The sequence below is a fragment of the Actinomadura sp. NTSP31 genome, from assembly GCF_041951385.1.
GTDB classification, from domain to species: Bacteria; Actinomycetota; Actinomycetes; order Streptosporangiales; family Streptosporangiaceae; genus Spirillospora; species Spirillospora napierensis.
Map to the genome: position 1 here is coordinate 123902 of NZ_JBGNUT010000013.1, position 18592 is coordinate 142493.

The window sequence follows — 18592 nt, forward strand, 5'->3', positions numbered from 1 at the left end:
CCGGGTCAGGCGAAGGACGCGGTGTGGGCGGCGGCCCACTGCTCGAAGGTGCGGGGCGGGCGGCCCGTGACGTCGCGGACCGTGGTGGTGACGACCGACTCGTCCAGCGAACCGGCCACGTAGAAGTCGAAGAAGGCGTCCACGTACTTCTCCGGCATGTTCCGCAGCATCTCCGCGCGGGCCTCGTCGTCGGGCTGCGCGTCCAGCCGCAGGTCGCGGCCGAGCACCTCGCCGAGGATCCGCAGCCGGTCGGCGGGCCGCAGCGGCTCCGGGCCGGTCACCCGGTGCACGCGGCCCCGGTGGCCGTCCCGCAGCAGCGACGCCGCCGCGACGGCCCCGATGTCGACCGGGTCGATCACCGCGATCGGCACCCCGGCGAACGGCGCGCGCACCACGTCGCCGGCCTTGAGCTGCGGGATCCACTCGAACGTGTTGGACATGAACCCGCTCGGCCGCACGATCGTCCAGGCGAGCCCGGACGCGCGGACCGCCGTCTCCGCCTCGATCATGTACCGGCTGACGGCGTTGGCCAGGTCGCCCGACTCCGCCGAGGACCCCGACAGCAGCACCACGTGCTCGACCCCGGCGCGTCCCGCCTCGGCCAGCAGCTCGGCGGTCCCCTCGTAGCCGGGCAGCAGGAACAGTCCCCGGGCGCCTCGCAGGGCCGGCGTCAGCGTCTCGGGCTTGTTCAGGTCGCCGGTGACGTACTCGGCGCCGGACGGGGCGTCCGCCGGGGCCCCGGACCGCGCCAGCGCCCGCACCGGCTCACCGGCCGCCGCCAGTGCGGCCGCCACTTCCCGTCCGACGTTGCCCGTCGCGCCCGTCACGAGGATCATCGCAGGTTCCCTCCGCTTGTTAGGGAACGTTCCCTAACAAAGCGGTACGGTAGAGGCATGCGTCGCATCTGGCAAGGGGCCCGGTGATGCGCCGAAGCGCCGCCGAGACACGGGAGCACCTCCTCGAGGTCGCCCACGACCTGTTCTACTGGCAGGGCATCAAGGGCGTGGGCGTGGACAAGATCGCCGCCGCCGCGGGGGTCGCGCCCACGACCCTCTACCGGCTGTTCGCGTCCAAGGACGACCTGATCACGGCCTACGTCACCCGCGCGGACGGCCTCTACAAGGAATGGTTCGAAGCCACCGCCGGCGACGAGGACCGTCCCGCGCGCGCCCGGATCCTCGCGCTGTTCGACGCGCAGACCGAGCAGATCCGGCCCGACCGCTGCCGCGGCTGCCCGTTCCTCATGGCGCTCGCCGAGATCCCCGACGCCGCCCACCCGGCCCACCAGGCCGCCACCGGGACGAAACGGTGGGTCCGCGCCCGCTTCGCCGGCCTCGCGGCGTCCGCCGGCGTCACCGCCCCGGACGACGTCGGGGACCAGTTGGCGCTCGCCTTCGAGGGCGCCTACGCGTCCGTCCAGGCACTCGGCACCGACGGCCCGGCCCGCCACGCCCGCCGCCTCGCCGAACTCATCCTCGACGCCGCGCCCGCCTGACAGCGGCTCATGCCGTCACGTCTCCGACGGTCCCCGAACGAGTGCCTCCGACCATGCCGCCATCTCGCTCACCGCACGCTCAGCGTCGTGGCACGGGGCGAGGGGATTCCCGGTGGACGAGACGAACCACGGCACGCCGCCGACTCCCGGTTTCACCCGGATGCTCTCGCCGACACGCCCCCGCAGGAACACCCTCAACAGCGGCGGCGTCCCGTCGTAGCACTTCTGCGTGATCAAGCTCTCCCGGGCCATGGCGGCGGCCAGCCGGTCCAGGTGCCCCGCGTCCTGACCGGTCATGCGTCGTGCCAGGTGACGGTGTCGGACGCGGCGTCGCGGCGGGCCTCGGCGACCAGGCCGAGGTCCAGGTAGACCGAACGGCCCAGCGGGCAAAGGGTCACGCGGCGCACCCGCCCCCGCGTCCCCGGCGGTGCGGCGGTCAGCCCCTCCCGGACGTGCGCCCGCGCCGCGTCGCGGTCATCGGTCACCCCGCCCGCCCCACCGTCCGCGAACACGTCCCAGGCGTAAAGCTCGCCGACGTCGCGGTGTTGTTCCGTGTGCGTCATGTTACGCAGAGTGCAGGAGCGGCGAGCAGGCGGCGGACAGGGTTCCTGTCCCCCGGTTCAGACGAGGAGGCCGATGCGATCCGCCAGGTTTCGGGCGTTGCGCCGCACGTCGGACGGGCCCTCGGACGCCAGCTCGACCGTCATGCGGCGGGCGTGGCCGTTGTAGCGGACGGTCTCCGGCGCGGTCGTCTGGGCGTCTTCGAGGGCGGCGAGGGTCGTGGCCCGGTCTCCGGTGAGCTGCCAGGCGCGTGCCACCTCGATGAGGTGGCGGCCGCGGCGGGGTTGCGAGGGGATGGTGGCGCCGGACGCGCGTAGGGCGTGCTTGCGGCCCTCGCCGGCCTGGCGGAGTTCGACGGCGATCGTGACCGCGTGGGCGCCCATGATGACCTGCGAGAACGAGGTCATCGGGTCGTAGTGGCCGGGTGGGAGCGACCGGGCGATGCGGTCGGCCTCGTCCCACCAGCGCCACGCGGTGCCGGTCTGCCCGGCGCGGGCGGCGGTGTAGGCCACCTCGTGGTGGAGGGCGCCCCACATGGCCCGCAGGGCGACGTCCTCGTCGGTGATGCGGGGCCGCAGCCACTCGAGGCCCTCGCGGTTGACCGCCTCGGCCGCGTCGAAGTCGCACGCGTCCCGGTGCGCCTGGGCCGCGAGCCAGACCGCGCCGCCGAACGCCTTCGGGTCCTCGGATTCCTCGGCCGCCATGATGCTGCGCTCGACGACGCGCCAGAGGAGGTCCGCGGACGGCTGGTAGGCGAGGAAGAACTGGGCGAGGTTGTAGATCTGCGCGAGCAGCGACAGGGCACGGCGCCGCCGCGCGCCCTCGTACGTCCGGACGGCGCGCTTGGCGTCCGTGATCAGCTCCGGCAGCAGGGCGCCGAGCACGGTGCGGTGGTCGGGGGCGGCGTGCCGTGCCCGCCAGGCCGCGTCCAGCCTGGCCTCGAGGTGGGTGAGCGGCGGAGGCGGGTCGGTCATGGACACGGCGACGACGTTGATCGCGTCTCGGACGGCGCCGAGCGCGGGGTGCCCGGGCCCCCGGAACATCCTCGTGGGCATCGGGCCGCCGCCGGTGAGGCGCGCGACGTCCCGCAGCCTCAGGGCCTCGGCGAGGTTCAGCAGCGTGGGGAGCTTGGGTTCGCCGATCTCGCCGCGTTCGACGGCCTTCACCCAGCGGGCGTTCCTGCCGATGAGGCCGCCGAGCACTTCGCGCGACATCCCGCGCCGTTCACGGAAGTAGCGGATGCGCTGCCCGACGGTCAGGCCGGGGTCGGCCGGATCGATGCCGCGGTCGTCCATGGTGCCGCCGCCTTTCGAGGGGTGTTGGGTTCAGGTTAGGCGGGGTGGGCTCCGTGGACGGGGGTCTCGAGGACGAAGTCCTGGCGGTGGGTGCGGCCGGCGGTGAGCAGGACGCGGGCCACGGCCGGGGTGTGGCCCCGGGCGAGCAGCAGGACGGTGACGAAGTCCTCCGGGAGGCCGGCGGCGGCGTAGCGGCCCTCGTCGTCGGTGCGGGTGCGCATGAGCTGGCGGCCGCCCGTGGCGAGGACGGTGACCAGGGCGTCGGGGACGGGTTCGCCGGCGGAGGTGCGGACGGTGCCGACGAGGCCCGGGACGACGTCGCCGAAGTGCTCGTGGTGGGCGGGGCTGACCGGGTGCGGGACGGGGGCCTCGAAGGTGGGGTCCTCGACCAGCTCCTGCTCGGCGGTGGCGCCGGGCTCGGCCTTCGCGGCCTTGCGGTGCTGGAGGTAGGCGCCGAAGCCGGTCAGGGCGAGGCCGGCGACGCCCCAGGCGCACAGGACGAGGGTGGGGCGCAGCAGGCCCTCGTTGCCGAAGTAGAACAGCCCGTGCAGGGCGTCCAGGAGGTTGCCGAGGGGCAGGACGGGGTGCAGGGCGCGGAAGAACCCCGGGACGAGCTGGTACGGGATGGCGCCGCCGCTGGACGGGATCGAGAACAGGACGAACAGGGTGATGGCGACGCCGGGCAGGAACTGGCGGACGAACGGCACCAGCCCGTAGGCGAACTGGGCGACCGCCTGCGTGATCAGGAAGCCGTAGACGATGGCGATCGGCTTGTTCGGGACGACGTCCATGGCGAGCGCGACGTAGAAGCCGACGACGGCCATGAACGCGCCCATGGCGGCGAGGGCGAGGATCTTGGCGCGGCGGCTGAGGGTGACGGCGCGCATCAGCATCATGACGGCGATGTAGGGCGCGATGTTCCAGGCCATGGACAGGTAGAACAGGCCGGTCCCGGTGACGTCGCCCTTGGCGGTCGGGACGAGTTCGACGGTGCGGATGTGCTGCCCGCCCTGTTTCGCGACGGCGGTGAAGGTGCTGGTGGCGGCCTGTTCGAGGAAGGTGCCGTCGGCCTTGGCGGTGGCGAGGGTGGCGGTGGCGGGCCCCTCGACGCTGTAGGCGGCGACGGCCTCCCGGTTGAGGATCTTCTTCCGCGCGGCGGCCGCGTCCCTGACGGGGATGACCTCGAACGCGCCGGGCGCCTGCCGGTCGAGCGCCGGCCCGAGCCTGTCGGCCACCGCCGGGGGGGACACCGCCACCCGGACGTCGTGGGGCGACGGGGAGTGGAACGGCAGCATGTAGCAGAACAGGAAGCCGAAGAAGAACAGCAGCGGAAACCACAGGCTTCCGGCCAGCGACATGAACAGGGTCGGCTCGTCCTCGCGGTCGTCGGTCACGCTCGGGGACCTTTCTGGACGGAACGGGTTTCACCGGGGCGAGGCACGGGCGCCGCGCTGGCATCATGTGCCGGGAGATCGCGGCGGAGGGAGCGGCGGGCGCGATGGCGGACGAGCCGAAGGCGGTCCTGCGGAACGGCCATGCCCTGCTGGACGCCGCCCGCGCCCTGATCGCCGATCACCGGGGCGCGCTCGCGGAGGCGCACGAGGCGCTGGCGCCGCTGCGGGCGGAGGCGGCGCGCGGGCAGCTCGCGGAGATCCCGGTCGCGCGGCTGAAGGACGTGACGGACGGCCGCCTGCGCCTGACACCGCTCGAACAGGCCGGGCTGACGTCGGTGCTGGACGTCCTGGACGCGACGCCGTACCGGCTCCAGCTGATCCCCGGCGTCGGGCCGCAGACGGCGGCGCAGATCCACGCGGCGGCGCGCAGCCTGGCCGAGGCGGCGGAGCGGGCGGCGGGGATCCGGATCGACGCCGGGCGGCGGGATCCGGCGACGACCGCGCTGGTCGTGGCGCTGCACCGGCTGGTGAACGCGGGGCCCGACCTGCCGCGCGCCCGCCGGGCCGCCGAGGAGCTGGACGAGCGGCTGAGCCCGCTGGTGCACGACGCGCGGCCGGCCGCGTCGTGGTGGCGGCGGGTCCTTGCGGGCCCGGCGCGCCGGGAGCGCGCCCGCGCCGCGATCGCGGAGCTGGCGGAGGCTGCCGGGCGGGCCCGCGAGGAGCACCTGCCGATCTCCCAGGCGTCGGTGGACCTGCTGCGTCCGGCGGTGCCGGCGGACGAGGCGTGGATCGACTACGAGCTGCGCGGATCCGACTACCAGACCCTCCTGGCGGAGCTGGCCGCCGTCGGGCCCGAGCGCGCGGCGGCCGAGGGGTACCTGCCGGACGAGCTGGCGGCGCGGGTCAAGGCGCAGCCGCTGGACGACACGTACCGGCAGGTGTCGCTGCGCGGCTACCAGTCGTTCGGGGCGCGGTTCGCGCTCGTCCAGCGGCGGGTGATCCTCGGCGACGAGATGGGGCTGGGGAAGACCGTCCAGGCGATCGCGGCGATGGCGCACCTGCGCGCGGAGGGCGCGACGCACTTCCTGGTGGCGTGCCCGGCGAGCGTGCTGGTCAACTGGGTGCGGGAGATCGAGGACCGCAGCCGGCTGGCGGCGCGTCCGGTGCACGGCCCCGCGCGGGCGGCGGCACTGGCGCATTGGGCGGACGCGGGCGGCATCGCGGTCACCACCCTCGACACGCTGCACGCCCTGGACGTCCCGGACGAGGTGCCCGTCGCGATGTTCGTCGTCGACGAGGCGCACTACGCCAAGAATCCGGAGACGCGCAGGTCGAAGTCGGTGGCCGCGTGGTGCGCGCGCGTCGGGCGGGTGCTGTTCCTCACCGGGACGCCGATGGAGAACCGCGTCGAGGAGTTCCGCAGCCTGGTGGCGTACCTGCGGCCCGAGCTGGTCCCGCAGGTGCGGCCGAGCGACGCGGCGGTGGGGCCGCGGGCGTTCCGGCAGGCCGTCGCGCCCGCGTACCTGCGCCGCAACCAGCAGGACGTGCTGGTGGAGCTGCCCGAGGTGCAGGAGATCGAGGAGTGGGAGGAGTTCAGCGCCGCGGACCGGGCCGCCTACCGGCGGGCGGTCGCGGACGGCAACTTCATGGCGATGCGGCGCGCCGCGTACGCCGACCCGAAACGGTCCGCGAAGCTGGCGAGGCTCGTCGAGCTGGTGGACGAGGCGGACCGCAACGGGTTGAAGGTCGTGGTCTTCTCCTACTTCCGGGACGTGCTGTCGGCCGTGGAGCTGATGGTGGGCCCCGCCGCGCGCGGGCCGATCTCCGGCTCCATGCCGGCGGCGCGCCGCCAGGGGCTCGTGGACGACTTCACGGCGGAGCCGGGGCACGCGGTGCTGCTGGCGCAGATCCAGGCGGGCGGCGTCGGCCTGAACCTGCAGGCCGCCTCCGTCGTGATCATCTGCGAGCCGCAGGTGAAACCGACGATGGAGGAGCAGGCGATCGCCCGCGCGCACCGCATGGGGCAGGCCCGGACCGTCCAGGTGCACCGGCTGCTCACCCCGCGCGGGGTGGACGAGCGGATGCTGCGGATCCTGCGGGGCAAGGCACGGCTGTTCGACGAGTACGCCCGCCGCAGCGATCTCGCGGAGCGCACGCCGGACGCCGTGGACATCTCCGAGCAGGCGCTGGCGCAGCGGATCGTCCAGGAGGAGCAGGAGCGGCTCGGCAGCGGGGGCATGGAGCCGTGACCGCGGGAAGAAGCGCCGTGTCCGGCGTGTTCGGGCAGGCGGGCCCGGTAGGGGCCGCCGAGGATCGGAGGGGATGACATGGCCGAGGTCAGGGTCGAGCGCACCGGGGACGGTTTCCAGGCCGTCAACGGGCGGGGCGCCCGCGTCGCCATCGGGGACGGGGACACCGAGGGGGCGTTCACGCCGGTCGAGCTGCTGCTGGCGGCGCTCGGCGGCTGCGAGCTGGTGACCGTGGAGCCGCTGACCGCGCAGCGCGGGCACCGGATGGCGCGCCTCGCCGCGACGGTCCAGGCGGACAAGGTGGAGACCAGCAAACTGGGGACGATCACGGTCACCTACGACGTCGAGCTGCCCGAAGGCGACGACAAGGCCGAGGACGTGCTGAAGGCGGTCGCCAAGCGCGTCCACGAGCGGTACTGCACGGTCGGGAACGCGCTGAAGGAGCCGATGAAGGTCGAGCAGATCGTCTGATCCCGCCGGGCCGGTCGGACGCGCCGCGTCAGTCACACGTGCCGCGTCAGTCACACGTGCCGCGTCAGTCACACGTCGCGCCCTTCGCCGGGAGGGTGCCCTCCAGCAGGTAGGCGTCCACGGCGCGGCGGACGCAGGCGTTCCCGGTGTCGTACGCGCCGTGCCCCTCCCCCTTGAGGGTGAGGAGCGCGGCGCCGCCGCCGAGCGACTTCACGAGCGCGGACGCCCACGCGTACGGGGTGGCGGGGTCGCCGGTGTTGCCGACGACCAGGATCGGCGCGGCGGCCGGAGCGGACACCAGCCGCGCCGCGTCGTCGCCCTTGACGGGCCATCCGGTGCACTGCAGCAGCCCCCACGCCATGGACGGCCCGAAGACCGGCGAGGCCTCGCGGAACTCCGGCATCAGCCGGCGGACGTCCGCGATGGTGTAGCGGTCGGTGCCGTCCGCGCAGGTGATCGCGGTGTTCGCGGCGGTCAGGTTGTCGTAGGCGCCGCCGGGCTTGCGGCCGTTCTGCAGGTCGGCGAGCATCAGCAGCAGCGACCCGTCGCGGCGTTTCACCGCGTCGACGAGGCCCTGCGCGAGATAGGGCCAGGCCTGCCTGGTGTAGAGGGCGGCGGCGACGCCGGTGTCGCCGAGGCTCTGGGTGAGCCTGCGGCCGGCGGTGGTCGTGAGCGGTCTGCGGTCGAGGCCGGCGAGGATCTTCCCGGTGGTGGCGGCGACGGCCCGCCCGTCGGCGCCGAGCGGGCAGGACTTGGCGCCGAGCCGGGCGCAGGCCGCGCCGAAGTCGAGCAGGGCGTGCTGGAACCCGGCGGCCTGCTGGAGGCCGAGGTCGGCGGTGTTCAGGCGGGTGTCGACGGCCCCGTCCAGCACGGCGCGCCCGACGTTGCCGGGCATCTGGTGGGCGTAGTTGCCGCCGAGCCAGGTCCCGTAGGAGATTCCGAAGTAGTTCAGCTTCGGGTCGCCGACGGCGGCGCGGATCGCGTCGAGGTCGCGGGCGGCGCTGAGCGTCCCGACATGGGGCAGCAGCTTCCCCGACCCGGTCTCGCACGCCTTGGCGAAGGACGCGCGCCGCGCGAGGTAGGCGGCCTCCTCGGCGGTGGTGTCGGGCGTGTCGTCCTCGGCGGTGATCTGGTCCATGGTCCGGTCGTCCACGCAGGTGACCGGGGCGCTGCGGCCGACGCCGCGCGGGTCGAAGCCGATCAGGTCGTAGCGGGTGTTGAGGCTCGTGTACTCGGACGCGGCCTGGGCGAGGGTGTCGACGCCGTCGCCGCCGGGACCGCCGAAGTTGAACAGCAGCGAGCCGATCCGCCGGCCCGTGTCCGTCGCGGGGATCTTGAGCAGCGCGAGGTCGATCGTCCCCGAGGCGGAGTCGGCGTAGTCCAGGGGAACCTTCAGGGTGGCGCACCGGTACCGGGCCTGCGACGTCCCCGGTCCGGCGGACGGCAGCCCGGTGCAGCGCTTCCATTCCGGCTTCGGGACGGTGCCGTCCGTCACGGCGGCGGCCGTGCGGACCGCCGGCGCCGACTCAAGGCGAGCCGTCCCTCCGGCGGAGGAGATCAGTCCGAAAGCGGCCAAAACGGCCGCGCCTGCTGCCGCGATGCCGGGTATGGACCCGATCGAGGCCATTCGTCCCCCCGTTCGTTCGTGGGGGGCCGATCATGATCTACCCAGGGCCTCCTATGCTGATTCCTGATCGACCACACAGGCTCCATACTCCACAGGCTTCACTTTCCACAGGCTCCATGCGGAGGCAGGACCCCGGCATCCCCGGGGCCCCTCCCCCGAAAGTCCGGATACCGCGTCAGGGTCGTACTACTCAGGTCTGAGACGAAGACCATTCGCGGCGGTGATCTCACGAAGGGGGCCGCGAGGCAAAGATAGGTAACATGGCTCATTCCGCCCCCCCAGTAGCGCACCGAGGCCGGTCCGGCACCGGCCGTGGTGAGCCGCGAAGCAGCGCCGCGACGAAGCGGCCCCGGGTGCTCACGGCGCCGCCGGTGTGGCGCGAGCTGCTCCTGCTCGTGCTGTTCTACACGGGCTATACGCTCACGCGCGTCGTCCTGGTTCAGGACGGCACCGGCCCGGCGTTCTCGCACGCCTACCAGATCCTGCACGTGGAGAAGCTGCTGGGCCTGGACGTGGAACTGGGCCTGAACACGACGCTGATCAACGTGCCGTGGCTGGCCCGCACCGCCAACATGTTCTACGCCACCATGCACTTCATCCTGACGGCGCTGGTCGTCGTCTGGCTGTACCGGTACCGGCCGCGCGAGTACCGCTGGCTGCGCACCGGGATCATGGCGGCGACCGCGCTGGCGCTGATCGGCTTCTGGCTCTACCCCCTCGCGCCGCCGCGGTTCCTGCACAGCGCCGGGTTCGTCGACCCGGTGACCGCGCTGCACTCCTTCGGGCTCTACTCCAGCGACGCCTCCGGCAGCCTCACCAACCAGTACGCGGCGATGCCGTCGATGCACGCCGGCTGGGCGCTGTGGTGCGGGTTCGTGCTGGTCAAGTTCGTCTCGCAGCGCTGGGCGAAGGTCCTCGGGGTGATCTACCCGGCCACCACCGTCTTCGTGATCCTGTCGACCGCCAACCACTACGTGCTGGACGCCGTGGTCGGGATGGCGCTGATCGGCGGATCGCTCGGGATCGCCTGGCTGGTCTACACGCGCTGCCCGCAGCCGGTCATCGACCTGCGGGACCGGGCCGTCCAGCGGGTCCGGCACCCGCACGGCGACGCCCGCCGCGCCGACTCCGCCGCCGGATCACGCTGCTGACCCGGCCCGGCCGCGCGCGGGGGGCCGGATCCCCCGCGCTCCCGGGCGACGGTCACTCGGCGCCGTAGAACACGCGGTCGACGACCGCGCGGGCCCGGCGGGCGTGCCGCCGGTAGTCCTCCAGCAGGTCCCCCGTCCCCGGGTAGCCGAGGACGCGGCTGACGGCGGTGCGCTCCCGGTGGTGGTCGGTGGGCAGCAGGTCCGACGCCCGCCCCCGCACCAGCATGATCGAGCCGCGGATCCGGGTCGCCAGGCACCACGCCTCCGTCAGCACCGCCGCGTCGCCGCGGTCGAGCAGCCGCGCCTCCGCCGCCGCCTCCAGCGCCGCGAGGGTCCGGGTGGTGCGCAGCGCCGGGACGGCGTGGGCGTGCCGCATCTGCAGCAGCTGCGCGACCCACTCCACGTCCGACAGCCCGCCGGGGCCGAGCTTGATGTGCAGCCGGCGGTCGACGCCGCGCGGCAGCCGCTCGGACTCCATCCGCGCCTTCAGCCTCCGGATCTGCCGCAGCGCGTCGTCGCCGAGACCGTCCTCCGGCCAGCGGATCGGGTCGATCAGCGTACGGAACCGCTCGCACAGCCCCGGATCGCCGATCACCGGGTCGGCGCGCAGCAGCGCCTGCGCCTCCCACGGCTGCGACCAGCGGCGGTAGTACGCGGCGTACGAGGCCAGGGTGCGGACCAGCGGCCCCTGGCGTCCCTCCGGGCGCAGGTTCGGGTCGATCTCCAGCGGCGGGTCGGGCGCGGGCAGCGCGAGCAGCCGGCGCAGCTCCTCGGCGACGGCGTGCGCGGCGCGTCCGGCCGCCCGCTCCTCCGCGCCGGGCAGCGGGTCGTGCACGAACATGACGTCGGCGTCGCTGCCGTAGCCGAGCTCGTGGCCGCCGAACCGGCCCATGGCGACCACCGCCACCCGGGTCGGCAGCGGAGCGCGCGCCTCCATCTCGATCTTGTTGACGGCGGCCCGGAGCGCGGCCTCGACCGTCACCGCGGCGATGTCGGTCAGCGCCGCGCCGACCGTCTCGACGCCGGCGAGGCCGAGCAGGTCGGCGACCGACACCCGGAACAGCTCGCGGCGGCGCAGCCCGCGCACGACCGCGACCGCCTCCTCCGCCGGCCCGCCGCCCTCGGCGTGCCGCCGGACGGCGGCCAGCATCTCCGACCGCAGCGCCTCCAGCGGGCGGGGCGCCAGCCCGGCGGTGCTGCCCAGCAGCGCGACGGCCTCGGGGGCGCGCAGCAGCAGGTCGGTGGCGTACCGGCTGGAGCCGAGCACCCACGCCATCCGCTCCGCGACGCTCACGTCGTCGCGCAGCAGCCGCAGGTACCAGGGGGTGGTGCCGAGCTCGTCGCTGACCTGCCGGAACCCCAGCAGCCCCGCGTCGGGGTCGGGCGCGTCGGCGAACCAGCCGAGCATCACCGGCAGCAGCGTCCGCTGGATCGCGGCGCGCCGCGACACCCCCGAGGTGAGCGCCTCGATGTGCCGGAGGGCGCCCGCCGGGTCGGCGTAGCCGAGCGCCTCCAGCCGGGTCCGGGCGGCCTCCGGGGTGAGCCGGGCCTCCTCCCCGGGCAGCCGCGCCACGGCGCGCAGCAGCGGCCGGTAGAACAGCTTCTCGTGGATGCGGCGGACCTCGCGGGCGTGCCGCCGCCACAGCGCGGTGAACTCGCCGACCGGGTCGGTCCGCAGGCCGAGGGCCCGGCCGAGCCGGCGCAGGTCCGCCTCGCCGTCCGGGACGAGGTGGGTGCGGCGCAGGTGGTGCAGCTGGATCAGGTGCTCCACCCGCCGCAGGAACCGGTACGCCGACGTCAGCGCCGCCGCGTCGTCGCGCCCGACGTAGCCGCCCTCGGACAGCTCCGCGAGGGCGTCCAGCGTGTTCGGGCTGCGCAGCGTGTCGTCGGCGCGGCCGTGCACGAGCTGCAGCAGTTGCACCGCGAACTCGACGTCGCGCAGCCCGCCGGGACCGAGCTTGAGCTGCCGCTCGGAGTCGCCCGTGCGGCGGTCCAGGTCCTTCTCGACGCGGCGCCGCATGTCCTGGACGTCCTGGACGAAGCCCTCCCCCTCGGCGGCCTTCCACACGATCGGGGTGATCGCGTCCAGGTAGCGGACGCCGAGCCCGGGGTCGCCCGCGATGGGGCGGGCCTTCAGCAGCGCCTGGAACTCCCAGGTCTTGGCCCACCGCTCGTAGTAGGCGCGGTGGCTGGCGAGGGTCCGCACCAGCGGGCCGGCCTTGCCCTCGGGACGCAGCGCCGCGTCCACCTCCCAGAGCGCGCCCTCCTCCGTCGAGGCCGAGCAGGCCCGCATCATCGCCGAGGCCAGCCGGGTCGCGGTGCGCAGCGCCGCGTCCTCGTCCGCGCCCTCGGACGCCTCCGCCACGAAGATCACGTCGACGTCGCTGACGTAGTTCAGCTCGCGGCCGCCGCACTTGCCCATGCCGATCACCGCGAGCCGGCAGGCGGCGTGCCCCGGCACCTCGGCGCGGGCGACCGCCAGGCCCGCCTCCAGCGCGGCGGCGGCGAGGTCGGCCAGCTCCGCGGCGACCTCGGCGACGTCGGCGGCGCCGATCAGGTCGCGGCCGGCGAGCGACAGCAGCCGCGCCCGGTAGGCGGCCCGCAGCGCGACGAGGGCCTCGTGGCCGGCGCCGGACGCGACCGGGTCGTCCCGGGACGGGTCGGCGCCCACCGCCTCCAGCAGCGCGGCGCGCAGCGCGCCCGCCGCCGGGCGGCCCGCCTCGCCCGGGGTCCCGTCGTCGCGCAGCACCCGCCAGTGCCCGGGGTGCCGGACGAGATGGTCGCCGAGGGCGTCGCTGACCCCGAGGACGGCGGCCAGCCGCTCCCGGGTGCCCGGCTCCCGTCCGAGGGCGGCGCGCAGGTCGGCCCCCGCGCCCCGCTCGTCGGCGGACGCCAGCACGCGCAGCAGGCCGTTCAGCGCGAGGTCGGGGTCGGCGGTGCCGCCGAGGGCGTCGAGGAGATCGTCACCGATCCCGGCGCCGGCGGCGCGCTCGGCCTCCCCCAGCAGCCGCTCGGCCCGCCCGGCGTCGGTGAACCCGAGCCGCGCCAGCCGGCCGGCGAGAGAGGGACGGCGGTCGGAAATCCACGGCTCGCTCACGTTCCAACCGTATTCCGGTCAGAGCACCGACAGCAGCCTCTTGCGCTCGAACTCGGTCACCTGGCGCCGGTAGTCCTCCCATTCCTGGCGCTTGTTGCGCAGGAAGAAGTCGAACACGTGCTCGCCGAGGACGTCGGCCATCAGCTCGCTGCGCTCCATCGCGCGGACGGCCTCGTCCAGGTTCTGCGGCAGCGGCTCGATGCCGAGGGCGCGCCGCTCGGCCGGGGTGAGCGCCCAGACGTCGTCCTCGGCGCCCTGCGGCAGCTCGTAGCCCTCCTCGATGCCCTTGAGACCGGCCCCGAGGATCGCGGCGAACGCCAGGTAGGGGTTCGCGGCGGTGTCCAGGGACCGGAACTCGATGCGCGTCGAGTGGCCCTTGTGCGGCTTGTACATCGGCACCCGGACGAGCGCCGACCGGTTGTTGTGGCCCCAGCAGATGTAGGACGGGGCCTCTCCCCCGGCGCCCGCCGCGGACCCGACGTTGCCCCACAGCCGCTTGTAGGAGTTGACCCACTGGTTGCACACCGCGGTGATCTCCGCGGAGTGCCGCAGCACGCCCGCGATGAACGCGCGGCCGACCTTGGACAGCTTGAACTCCGCGCCCGGCTCGTAGAACGCGTTGCGGTCGCCCTCGAACAGCGACATGTGGGTGTGCATGCCGGACCCGGGGTGCTCGGTGTACGGCTTCGGCATGAACGTGGCGTGCACGCCCTGGTCGAGCGCGACCTCCTTCATCACCAGCCGGAACGTCATGATGTTGTCGGCGGTGGTGAGCGCGTCGGCGTACCGCAGGTCGATCTCCTGCTGGCCGGGGGCGCCCTCGTGGTGGCTGAACTCCACCGAGATGCCCATCGCCTCCAGCATCATGATCGCGTTGCGCCGGAAGTCGTGCGCCGCGGTGTGCGGGGTGTGGTCGAAGTACCCGCCCGCGTCCGCCGGCTCGGGCTCGCGGCCGTCCTCCGGCTTGTCGTTGAGCAGGAAGAACTCGATCTCGGGATGGGTGTAGAAGGTGAACCCGAGATCGGCGGCGCGGGCCAGCGCCCGCTTGAGCACGTAGCGCGGGTCGGCGAAGCTCGGCGTGCCGTCCGGCATCAGGATGTCGCAGAACATCCGGCCGACGCCGGGCGACTCCGAGCGCCACGGCAGCACCTGGAACGTGGACGGGTCCGGTTTGGCGATCATGTCGGCCTCGTACACCCGGGCGAAGCCCTCGATCGCCGACCCGTCGAAGCCGATGCCCTCGCCGAAGGCGCCCTCCAGTTCGGCGGGCGCCACGGCCACCGACTTGAGGAACCCGAGCACGTCGGTGAACCACAGCCGGATGAAGCGGATGTCGCGCTCCTCCAGCGTGCGGAGCACGAACTCCTGCTGACGGTCCAAAGCCCTCTCCCTCGGTGACGCGGTGCCGGCCGCATTGTCCGGCCCAGCTTGCAGTATGCCCGGACGCTGTTACCGCGACGTTACGCGTTCGCCCCGTCAGAACCGAACTTATCCGACGGACCGGAGCCTTCCACCCGCGCGGCCGCCGGATCGAGCACCCGGGACAGGAAAGCACGGGTCCGCTCGTGCTCCGGATCGGCGACCACCCGGGACGGCGGGCCCTCCTCGACGACCACACCGCCGTCCATGAACACCACCCGGTCGGCGACCTCGCGGGCGAACGACATCTCGTGCGTGACGACCAGCATGGTCATCCCCGCCTCGGCCAGGCCGCGCATGACGCCCAGCACGTCGCCGACCAGCTCGGGGTCCAGCGCGGACGTCGGCTCGTCGAACAGCATCACCTCCGGGCCCATCGCCAGCGCGCGGGCGATCGCCACGCGCTGCTGCTGGCCGCCGGAGAGCTTGCCCGGGTAGGCGTCCACCTTGTCTGCGAGCCCCACCCGCTCCAGGTTCTCGCGGGCGATCCGCTCGGCCTCCGCCCTGTCGCGCTTCAGCACCTTGCGCTGCGCGATCGTCACGTTGCCGAGCGCCGTCAGGTGCGGGAACAGGTTGAAGGACTGGAACACCATGCCGATCCGGCGGCGCACCGCGTCGATGTCGACGTCGGGGTCGGTGACCTCCACGCCGCCGACCCGGACCGTCCCCGCGGTCGGCTCCTCCAGCAGGTTCACGCAGCGCAGCAGCGTCGACTTGCCCGACCCGGACGGGCCGATGACGCACACCACCTCGCCGCGCTCGACGTGGAAGTCGATGCCGCGCAGCACCTCGTTCGCGCCGAACGACTTGCGCAGCCCGCTGATCTCGACGGCCCGGCCCGTGCCGGTCCTGTCGTCCGGGGTCGTCATCGCTGCTCCCTGCGCTGCCGCGCCTCCAGCCGCCTGGCCAGCAGGCTCAGCGGGATCGTGATGATCAGATAGCAGATGCCCGCCACGATGATCGGGGTGGTGTTGCCCTGCTGGCCGGCGAGGTCCCGGCCGAACTTGGTGAGCTCGCGCTGCTCCAGCGTGATGCCGAGGAACAGCACCAGCGAGGAGTCCTTGCACAGCAGGACCAGCTCGTTGGTGAGCGGCGGGATGATGATCCGGAACGCCTGCGGCAGGATGATCGACCGCATCGCCCGGCCCTGCGACATGCCGAGCGAGCGCGCCGCCTCCAGCTGCCCCCTCGGCACGGCCTCGATGCCGGCCCGGATCGTCTCGGCCATGTACGCGGCGGCGGCCAGCCCGAGGGCGAGGCCCGCCTGCCCGACCGCGCCGCCCGGGATGTTCGTGCCGGGGAACGCCAGCGGCACGCCGACGCCGACGAAGATGAAGATCAGCAGCAGCGGCAGGCCGCGGAACATCTCGATGTAGGCGGTCGCGAACCACCGGTACGGCAGCACCGGCGACAGCCGCATGAGCGCGATGACCAGGCCCAGCACGAGCCCGATGCCGAACCCGACGGCCGTGTAGACGGCGGTGTTGCGCAGCCCGACGGTGATGATGTCGGGGAACAGGCCCTTGGCGACGGACCAGTTGGCGAAGTTCCACCGGAGCTTGTGCCAGTCGGCGAGCGCGGCGACCAGCACCACGACGACGATGAACAGCCCGTACTGGCTCCCGAGCGTCACCCGCCGGCGGGTCCGGCGGGACGGCCCGCCGGACACCGCCGCGGCGGCCGCCTGGTCCGCGGTCACGAGGGCTTACCGGCGGCGGCCGGCATTGGACCGATCCACTTCTCGTAGATCTTCTTGTAGGTCTGGTCCTGCTTCGCCTGCTCGATCGCCTGGTTCGTCAGCTCGACCAGCTTCTTGTTGTAGTCCTTGCGGATCCAGAAGCCGTACTGCTCGCCGGTGTTCAGGTTGGCGACGATCTCGTACTTGCTGTTCGCCGGGTCCTTCAGCCAGCCCTTGACGACCGGGTCGTCCTGCACGATCACGTCCACCTGCCCGGTGCGCAGGCCGTCCAGCTCGGCGTTGGAGTTGTCGAACGACGACGGGTCGAAGCCCTTGCCCTTGACGTAGTCCTCGCCGGTGGTGCTCGCCTGCGAGCCCAGCTTCAGCTTCCTGGACTTGACGTCGTCCAGGCTCGTGATCCCGCTGCCCTTCTTGGCCATCAGCGACTGCGTGGCGTCGAAGTAGGGCTCGCTGACGTCCATGAACTTCACCCGGTCCGGCTTGATCGTCATGCCGCCCATGACGATGTCGCACTTGCCGGCGTTCAGCGCCGCGCCCGTCTTCATCGTCTCGAACGGGGTGTCGACGACCTTCTGGGTCACGCCCAGCTTCTTGGCGACGAGGTCGATCATGTCGACGTCGAAGCCCACCACCTTGCCGCCCTTCTCCACCTGGAACGGCGGATACGGCAGGTGGGTGCACGACGTCAGCACACCCTTCTTAATCAGCTTGACGCCCTGCACGGTCGCGCCGTCGCCGCCGCCGCACGCCGAAGCGGTCAGCGCCAGCGCGGCGACGCCCGCGCCCAGTGCCCAACGCCTGGTCCGTCTGGACACGATTCCTCCTGAGTCGAGCTCTTCGCGATCACCGAACTATGCCATGCCGACCTGGGCGCCCGGCATACCCCACGCTGACCCTGCGCGCCCGGCGTTTCCCGAGAATTGACGTTGCGATCATGGTCCGCCCGGACGTTGATCATTAGCGTGGACCGTGCCGTGGACATCTCTCTTCTTCTCTCGATGACCGACCGGGCGGCCCCGCTGGCCGCCCCGTCGGCCATGCACCCGGAGTCCTGGCAGCTGGGCGCGCAGGTGGAGGCCTGGGCCCGCGGCCGCGGCCTGGTGCTCGGAGACCCGGACACCTCGCCGCTCGGCCGCGCCCGCTGCGAGCGGCTGGCCGCCCGCGTCTTCCCCGACGCCGACCTGGCCGCCGTCGACCTGTTCGCCCGCTGGCTCACCTGGACGCTCGCGCTGGACGACACCCTCGACCATCCGCCGCTCGCCGACAGCGGCAGCGCCGTGCACGCCCTGTACGACGACCTGCTGCGCGCGATGCGCCGCGGCCACGCCCGCCCCGGCGCCCGCCCGCTGGAGTCGGCCCTGGTCGAGCTGTGGCAGGCCACGTCCAAGGGGATGAGCCGGGACTGGCGCCGCCGGTTCATGCTGCAACTGGAGGCGCACCGCGACGGCTGCGCCGAGGAGGCCGTCAACCGGCGCATCCGGCACGTCCCGACGCCGGCGGAGTACCTGCCGCTGCGCCGCCGCGCGTGCGGGCCGTTCCTGTACGACCTGGTCGAGCCGGTGCTCGGCGTCGAACTGCCCGCGCGGCTGCTGCGCACGCCGTGCTGGCTGACCCTCGCCGAGAGCGTCGCCGACGTCGTCGCCTGGTCCAACGACCTCGCCTCGCACGAGATGGAGAGCGCGCGCGGCGACGTGCACGGCCTGCCCGCCGTCCTGGCCGCCGCGCACGGCCTGCCGCCGGAACGGGCCGCCGCCGCGGTGGCCGACCGCGTCGCCGACCGCCTGGAGCAGGCCTGGAAGGCAGCCCGCCGGCTGCCCGAGATGCTCGACCGCCTGCAGCTCACGGTCGCGCAGCGCGCCGCCGCCGCGCAGGTCGTCAAGATCCTCCTGGACACCCCCCGCGCGCACCTGGACTGGCTCGCCGAGTCCGGCCGCTACGAATCCGCCGCCCCCGCCCAACTCCGCCTCGACGCGTTGTCTGATTGCAGGGTCCTTGGCGTCGGGCGATAGAACGCCCTCCTTCGGCGGACCCTGCGGGCGATCGCTGCATCGCTCCGACTCGCCCTGGGGGCTCGCTGCGCGATCGGATTCTCGCTTCGCTTGAATCCGGCTTCGCTCGCGATCGCAACGCTCGG

16 protein-coding genes are annotated in these 18592 nt (G+C 73.4%); 5 read left to right on the forward strand and 11 right to left on the reverse strand.

Translation table 11 applies throughout. From position 1 onward, the window contains the following. Nucleotides 1–5 precede the first annotated feature (5 nt). Entirely contained in the window at nucleotides 6–836 is an 831-nt protein-coding gene (locus ACA514_RS22810) for an NAD(P)H-binding protein (RefSeq protein ID WP_375043233.1), read from the reverse strand. Nucleotides 837–922: 86 nt separating this feature from the next. On the opposite strand from ACA514_RS22810, the gene ACA514_RS22815 reads away from it, so the two are divergent. After that, a complete protein-coding gene (locus tag ACA514_RS22815; RefSeq protein WP_375043234.1) occupies nucleotides 923–1495 on the forward strand; it encodes a TetR/AcrR family transcriptional regulator in 573 nt (190 codons plus the stop codon). A 15-nt stretch (nucleotides 1496–1510) separates the two neighbouring features. Here ACA514_RS22815 and ACA514_RS22820 read toward each other — a convergent pair whose 3' ends face one another. Genes ACA514_RS22820 through ACA514_RS22835 form a run of 4 tightly spaced genes read right to left on the reverse strand, consistent with a single transcriptional unit; the run spans nucleotide 1511 to nucleotide 4745 of the window. Further along, complete coding sequence (locus tag ACA514_RS22820) at nucleotides 1511–1792, reverse strand: hypothetical protein (RefSeq protein WP_375043235.1); 282 nt, start codon at nucleotides 1790–1792, stop codon at nucleotides 1511–1513. Beyond that, the gene (locus ACA514_RS22825; RefSeq protein WP_375043236.1) at nucleotides 1789–2058 is read right to left on the reverse strand and encodes a hypothetical protein; all 270 of its coding nucleotides are present in this window, start codon (nucleotides 2056–2058) and stop codon (nucleotides 1789–1791) included. Before ACA514_RS22825 ends, ACA514_RS22820 begins: the two co-directional genes overlap by 4 nt. A gap of 57 nt (nucleotides 2059–2115) precedes the next feature. Continuing rightward, nucleotides 2116–3351, reverse strand: a complete 1236-nt coding sequence (locus tag ACA514_RS22830) for a multiprotein-bridging factor 1 family protein (protein WP_375043237.1) — start codon at nucleotides 3349–3351, stop codon at nucleotides 2116–2118. 35 nt (nucleotides 3352–3386) lie between these two features. Further along, nucleotides 3387–4745 carry a carboxypeptidase regulatory-like domain-containing protein gene (locus ACA514_RS22835; RefSeq protein ID WP_375043238.1) on the reverse strand — a complete coding sequence of 453 codons (1359 nt, stop codon included), beginning with the start codon at nucleotides 4743–4745 and terminating at the stop codon, nucleotides 3387–3389. Between the two features lie 65 nt (nucleotides 4746–4810). Here ACA514_RS22835 and ACA514_RS22840 point away from each other — a divergent pair, with 65 nt between their 5' ends. Continuing rightward, nucleotides 4811–6994: a DEAD/DEAH box helicase gene (locus ACA514_RS22840; RefSeq protein ID WP_375043239.1), complete on the forward strand. Its 2184-nt coding sequence runs from the start codon at nucleotides 4811–4813 to the stop codon at nucleotides 6992–6994. Between the two features lie 78 nt (nucleotides 6995–7072). Next, nucleotides 7073–7465 (forward strand): OsmC family protein, encoded by a 393-nt coding sequence (locus ACA514_RS22845; RefSeq protein ID WP_375043240.1) that lies wholly within the window; start codon nucleotides 7073–7075, stop codon nucleotides 7463–7465. Nucleotides 7466–7529: 64 nt separating this feature from the next. Here ACA514_RS22845 and ACA514_RS22850 read toward each other — a convergent pair whose 3' ends face one another. Beyond that, the gene (locus ACA514_RS22850; RefSeq protein ID WP_375043241.1) at nucleotides 7530–8960 is read right to left on the reverse strand and encodes an alpha/beta hydrolase; all 1431 of its coding nucleotides are present in this window, start codon (nucleotides 8958–8960) and stop codon (nucleotides 7530–7532) included. A 485-nt stretch (nucleotides 8961–9445) separates the two neighbouring features. Between ACA514_RS22850 and ACA514_RS22855 the strand changes: the two genes are divergently transcribed. Further along, nucleotides 9446–10243 carry a phosphatase PAP2 family protein gene (locus tag ACA514_RS22855; RefSeq protein WP_375043242.1) on the forward strand — a complete coding sequence of 266 codons (798 nt, stop codon included), beginning with the start codon at nucleotides 9446–9448 and terminating at the stop codon, nucleotides 10241–10243. 52 nt (nucleotides 10244–10295) lie between these two features. On the opposite strand, the gene ACA514_RS22860 is transcribed toward ACA514_RS22855, so the two are convergent. The 5 genes from ACA514_RS22860 to ACA514_RS22880 all read right to left on the reverse strand — a co-directional run bounded on the left by ACA514_RS22860 (nucleotide 10296) and on the right by ACA514_RS22880 (nucleotide 17273). Next, complete coding sequence (locus ACA514_RS22860) at nucleotides 10296–13340, reverse strand: bifunctional [glutamine synthetase] adenylyltransferase/[glutamine synthetase]-adenylyl-L-tyrosine phosphorylase (RefSeq protein ID WP_375043243.1); 3045 nt, start codon at nucleotides 13338–13340, stop codon at nucleotides 10296–10298. 18 nt (nucleotides 13341–13358) lie between these two features. Then, a complete protein-coding gene (locus tag ACA514_RS22865; protein ID WP_375043244.1) occupies nucleotides 13359–14720 on the reverse strand; it encodes a glutamine synthetase family protein in 1362 nt (453 codons plus the stop codon). Nucleotides 14721–14800: 80 nt separating this feature from the next. Further along, the gene (locus ACA514_RS22870) at nucleotides 14801–15628 is read right to left on the reverse strand and encodes an amino acid ABC transporter ATP-binding protein (RefSeq protein ID WP_375043245.1); all 828 of its coding nucleotides are present in this window, start codon (nucleotides 15626–15628) and stop codon (nucleotides 14801–14803) included. Further along, entirely contained in the window at nucleotides 15625–16458 is an 834-nt protein-coding gene (locus ACA514_RS22875) for an amino acid ABC transporter permease (protein WP_375043246.1), read from the reverse strand. Before ACA514_RS22875 ends, ACA514_RS22870 begins: the two co-directional genes overlap by 4 nt. Next, a complete protein-coding gene (locus ACA514_RS22880) occupies nucleotides 16455–17273 on the reverse strand; it encodes a transporter substrate-binding domain-containing protein (protein WP_375043247.1) in 819 nt (272 codons plus the stop codon). Before ACA514_RS22880 ends, ACA514_RS22875 begins: the two co-directional genes overlap by 4 nt. Nucleotides 17274–17456: 183 nt before the next feature. On the opposite strand from ACA514_RS22880, the gene ACA514_RS22885 reads away from it, so the two are divergent. Continuing rightward, nucleotides 17457–18467 (forward strand): terpene synthase family protein, encoded by a 1011-nt coding sequence (locus ACA514_RS22885; protein ID WP_375043248.1) that lies wholly within the window; start codon nucleotides 17457–17459, stop codon nucleotides 18465–18467. Nucleotides 18468–18592 lie beyond the last annotated feature (125 nt).